Below are 4493 nucleotides of genomic sequence, written 5' to 3' on the forward strand. Positions count from 1 at the left end.
CCTATGGCCTGCGCCTCCTGCGCCCCTCACCCTAGGCACAGGTAGTACTGGCCGCCCTATGGCCTGCGCCTCCTGCGCCCCTCACCCTAGGCACAGGTAGTACTGGCCGCTGGCCGGCAATCTCGACCAACCTTGCCGCCCCTCCGCGTTACCATGGCTGCAGCACCGGCAACACGGAGGACGCCATGCCCATTCTGACCACGCTCGGCCTGGCCGCCGCGCTTGCCATGCCAGCGGCCGCGCCGCCGGTCGCAGCGGCAACCGCTGATCCCGCGTTTGCCCGCTGCATGGCGGGCCTGCAGGCGACGGCTGCCAGCCAGGGCATTGCCGCTGACCGCTTCAATGCGATCACCGCCGGACTGCAGCCCGACCCTACCGTGCTGCCGCTGCTCGATGCGCAGCCGGAGTTCACCACGCCGATCTGGGACTACCTGGCCGCACTGGTCGATCACCAGCGCGTGGACGACGGTCGCGCCATGCTGCAGCAGCACCGTGAGCTGCTTCAGCGCGTATCGGCGCAGTACGGCGTCGATCCAGTCACCATCGTCGCCGTATGGGGTGTGGAGAGCGACTACGGCCGCGTGTTCGGCAAACGCCCACTGCTGCAGTCGCTGGCTACGCTGTCCTGTGCCGGCCGCCGGCAGCCCTTCTTCCGCGGCGAACTGCTGGCGCTGATCAAGCTCATCGACCAGGGCGACCTGCAGGCGCAGGGCCTGACCGGTTCCTGGGCCGGTGCCTTCGGCCACACCCAGTTCATGCCCAGCACCTACGCACGCATTGCCGTTGATGGTGACGGCGATGGCCGCCGCGATCTGGTCGGCAGCATTCCCGATGCATTGGCTTCCACCGCCAACTATCTGAAGCGTGCCGGCTGGCGAACCGGCGAACCGTGGGGCATGGAAGTCCGTGTCCCGGCCGGATTCAACGCCAGCCAGGCGGGACGCACCCAGCGCCGGTCACTGGCCGACTGGCGCGCACTGGGCGTGACCGGTCTGGACGGCAGCGCGCTGGCGCCGGCTGGCCTGCCCGCTGACGCCCGCGCCGCGCTGTTGCTGCCGGCCGGGACAAAAGGCCCGGCGCTGCTGGTGTTCCGCAATTACGACGCGATCTACAGTTACAACGCGGCCGAGAGCTATGCGTTGGCCATCGCTACCCTGGCCGACCGCCTGCGCGGGGGCAATGGACTGGTCACCGCTTGGCCTACCGATGATCCTGGCCTTGGCCGCGACGAGCGCCGCCAGCTGCAGACCCTGTTGCTGGCGCGCGGCCATGACATCGGTGCCGCCGATGGCATGATCGGTACCGCCAGTCGTCGTGCCATCCAGGTCGAGCAGCGCCGGCTCGGGTGGGCCGACGCCGATGGTCGCGCCGGCCAGCGCATCCTGCGCGCGCTGCAGAGCGAACCGCAGGCGAAGGTTCCGGCCAAGCCCACCCGCTTCAGCCTTCCCACCAACTACAGTGCCGCGCAATCGCCGGCCATCCGGAGTCGATCCAGCGTGCAACAGATAAAGGGTGTCAGCAGCGGCCAGTTCCAGGGACTCGACGCCTGGCTGGTGGAAACTCCCCAGGCCACCGCCGCGATCAGCGTGTTCGGCGGCCAACTCCTCTCGTTCGTGCCCAAGGGCCAGCCCGATGTGATGTGGCTCTCGCCCAAGCGTGCTGCGCTGCCCACGCCGATCCGTGGCGGCAGCCCGGTGTGCTGGCCCTACTTCGGCCGCCAGGGGCAGGGCGACGACGTGCCCGCCCACGGTTTCGTGCGCACCTTGCCCTGGGAACTGCAGCAGGCGCGCCGGCTCGACGATGGCAGCATCGAGCTGACCCTGGCCCCGCCGGCGTTGGACAACCTTGGCCTGCGCCTGACCATGACCGTCCGTGTCGGCCGTGAACTGCGCCAGCAGCTGGTCACCGAGAACACCGGCAAGGCTCCGGCCACCATCACCCAGGCGCTGCACAACTACTTCCGTGTCGGTGACGCCAGCAAGGTCGATGTCGACGGCGTCGACGGCCTGGACTACCTCGACAAGTTCGAGAACTACGCCCAGCCGCGCCGCCAGCAGGGCCCCTGGTCGCTGCGCGATCCGCGTGACCCGGGCCGCAGCGACCGCATCTACACCCAGGCCGGCGGACACTATGTGCTGCGCGACCCGGTGCTCAAGCGCCGCATCGACCTCCGTACCGAAGGCAGCCGCTCGCTGGTGGCATGGAACCCTGGCGCCGAAGGTGCCGCCAGGATGGCCGATGTCGGTGACGGCTGGCGCGACTATGTCTGCCTGGAAGCGGCCAACGCCGGGCCCGATGTGGTCACCGTGGCACCGGGCGGGCGTCATGTTCTGCTTCAGATCCTGTCCAGCGCGCCGCTATAGCGGGCTTCCCCCTTGGCACGGATGGCCAGCATGAGCACCCTCGATCCGCAGACCTCGCCCGGTAGCGAGAATCCCTATCTGGCGCCTGGCGCTGACGCCGATGTAGGCACTGCACTGGAAGATGCCGACTACCTGACGCTGGTGGTCGGGCCCAATGCCGCCGCCTACCGTCGTTTCTGGCATGTGGACAGTGCGCTGCCGAAGCCTCCGCGCCGCTGGAACTGGCCCGCCTTCCTGTTCGGCATCCTGTGGATGGTGCATCGCCGGATGTACCTGGCCGCCATCGGCTTCTACCTGGTCACCACGCTGCTGCCGATCCTGATGCTGCTGGCCGACGCGGGCATACCGCAGATCGCCTTTGGCATGCTGCTCCCGCGTATCGCCCTGGCCATCTTCGCCAACGCCCTGTACCTGCGCCATTGCAGCCGTCTGCTGGCGAGGGTGCAGGCGACCCACGCCGGCCAGCCGAACCGCATCCGCGCCGAGCTGCTTCGCCGTGGTGGCACCCGCGCCTCGGCCGTGGTGGTCTGCCTGGGCCTGATCTACGCGCTGCGTTACATCACCCAGGGCCTCCTGCAGACCTATCACTGAGCCGGCGAACGCGGCCGCAGCACCCACAGGCAGAGCGTTCCGGCGACCAGGCCCCAGAACGCAGAACCGACACCGGCCAGCGTCATGCCCGAGGCGGTCACCAGGAAAGTGACCAGCGCGGCCTCGCGGTCGCGCTCCACTGCCAATGCACTGGCCAGGCTGTTGCCGATGGTGCCGAACAGGGCGATGCCGGCCACACAGGCCACCAGTTCCTTGGGAAAGGCAGCGAACAGGGCCGCTACGGTGGCCCCGAACAGGCCGATGACGATATAGAAGGCGCCGGCCGCCATCGCCGCCGTGTAGCGCCGTGCCGGGTCTTCGTGGGCATCACGGCCCATGCAGATCGCCGCGGTGATGGCGGCCAGGTTCAATGCGTAGGCACCGAAGGGCGCCAGCAGCGTGTTGACCACGCCGATCCAGCCGATCACCGGTGACACCGGCGCGTCGTAGCCGGAGGCGCGCATCACCGCCACACCGGGAATGTTCTGCGACGCCATGGTGACCACGAACAGGGGCAGGGCGATGCCGACCATCGCCGTCCACGATAGCGAGGGAGTGACCCATTGCGGTACCGCCAGTTGCAGGTGCACCTGCTGTGCATGCAGCAGACCCTGGCTGGCAGCGATACCGATGCCGACCAGCAGGGTGGCGATAACCGCATAGCGGGGGAACAGGCGGCGGCCCAGCAGCCACGTAGCGAACATGGCCAATGCCAGCACGCGCTGGATGTTCATCGCCACGAACACGTCCAGCCCGAAGCGCAGCAGTACACCGGCCAGCATGCCGGCGGCCAGGGCCATGGGCACGCGTTTCATCAGCCGGGCGAACACTCCCGAGAAGCCGGCGAGCATGCCCAGCACTGCCGCAAGCAGGAACGCACCGGTGGCCTCGGACAGAGAGGCGCCACCCGCACCGACGACCAGCATCGCCGCCCCAGGCGTCGACCATGCGGTGACCACCGGCACCCGGTAGCGCAGTGACAGGCCGATGCAGGTCACGCCCATGCCCAGCCCCAGCGCCCACATCCACGAGGCGATGTGGGCCTGGTCGGCACCCACGGCCTGCGCGGCCTGGAACACGATCACCGCCGAGCTGGCGAAGCCGACTAGCACGGTGATAAAGCCGGCGACGATCGCCGGCATCGAAAGATCGCGCCACCATCCCTGTCGTACCGTCGTGTCCATCGTCCTCCTTCCTGTATGCATCCCACTATAGATAGCGCCTGCGGCGTTGACCGCGCAACGCGCGGGCAACGCCGCCGTGATCGTTGCACGCCCGTTGTGCATGCAGCAGCCGATGCGTTGTCATGCTCCTGAAAAAAATGTGTTGACGAATTCTGCAGGATCTCTAGAATTCGCTCCCTTGCTGCAGCGCGGCGACTTCTTCGGAAGCCAGCAACGCGAACAGCAACGCCACCACCGCCGGACGAGATCATCGAACGAAGGTGTTGACGGACTCGAAAAGTCCGGCATAATAGGCGGCTCGCAACGACGAAAGGCCTTCGGGTCCAACGACGAAGCAGCATCGGCAACAACGTCC

Annotated in this window: 4 protein-coding genes; 3 read left to right on the forward strand and 1 reads right to left on the reverse strand. The window is 67.9% G+C overall.

What is annotated here, in order from left to right:
- The first annotated feature begins 227 nt into the window (after nt 1-227).
- Nucleotides 228-2363 (forward strand): lytic murein transglycosylase, encoded by a 2136-nt coding sequence (locus AC1VAN_RS12745; RefSeq protein ID WP_442252195.1) that lies wholly within the window; start codon nt 228-230, stop codon nt 2361-2363.
- 30 nt (nt 2364-2393) lie between these two features.
- Nucleotides 2394-2954, forward strand: a complete 561-nt coding sequence (locus tag AC1VAN_RS12750) for a DUF2628 domain-containing protein (RefSeq protein WP_099786369.1) — start codon at nt 2394-2396, stop codon at nt 2952-2954.
- On the opposite strand, the gene AC1VAN_RS12755 is transcribed toward AC1VAN_RS12750, so the two are convergent.
- The gene (locus AC1VAN_RS12755) at nt 2948-4138 is read right to left on the reverse strand and encodes a benzoate/H(+) symporter BenE family transporter (protein WP_442252194.1); all 1191 of its coding nucleotides are present in this window, start codon (nt 4136-4138) and stop codon (nt 2948-2950) included. The two genes, AC1VAN_RS12750 and AC1VAN_RS12755, sit on opposite strands and share 7 nt — an antisense overlap.
- Before the next feature lie 76 nt (nt 4139-4214).
- Here AC1VAN_RS12755 and AC1VAN_RS12760 point away from each other — a divergent pair.
- Nucleotides 4215-4493, forward strand: a 279-nt coding sequence (locus tag AC1VAN_RS12760) for a hypothetical protein (protein WP_480985920.1), incomplete at its 3' end; no start/stop codon positions are given.

It is taken from the genome of Stenotrophomonas sp. 05L44_2 (assembly GCF_056665995.1).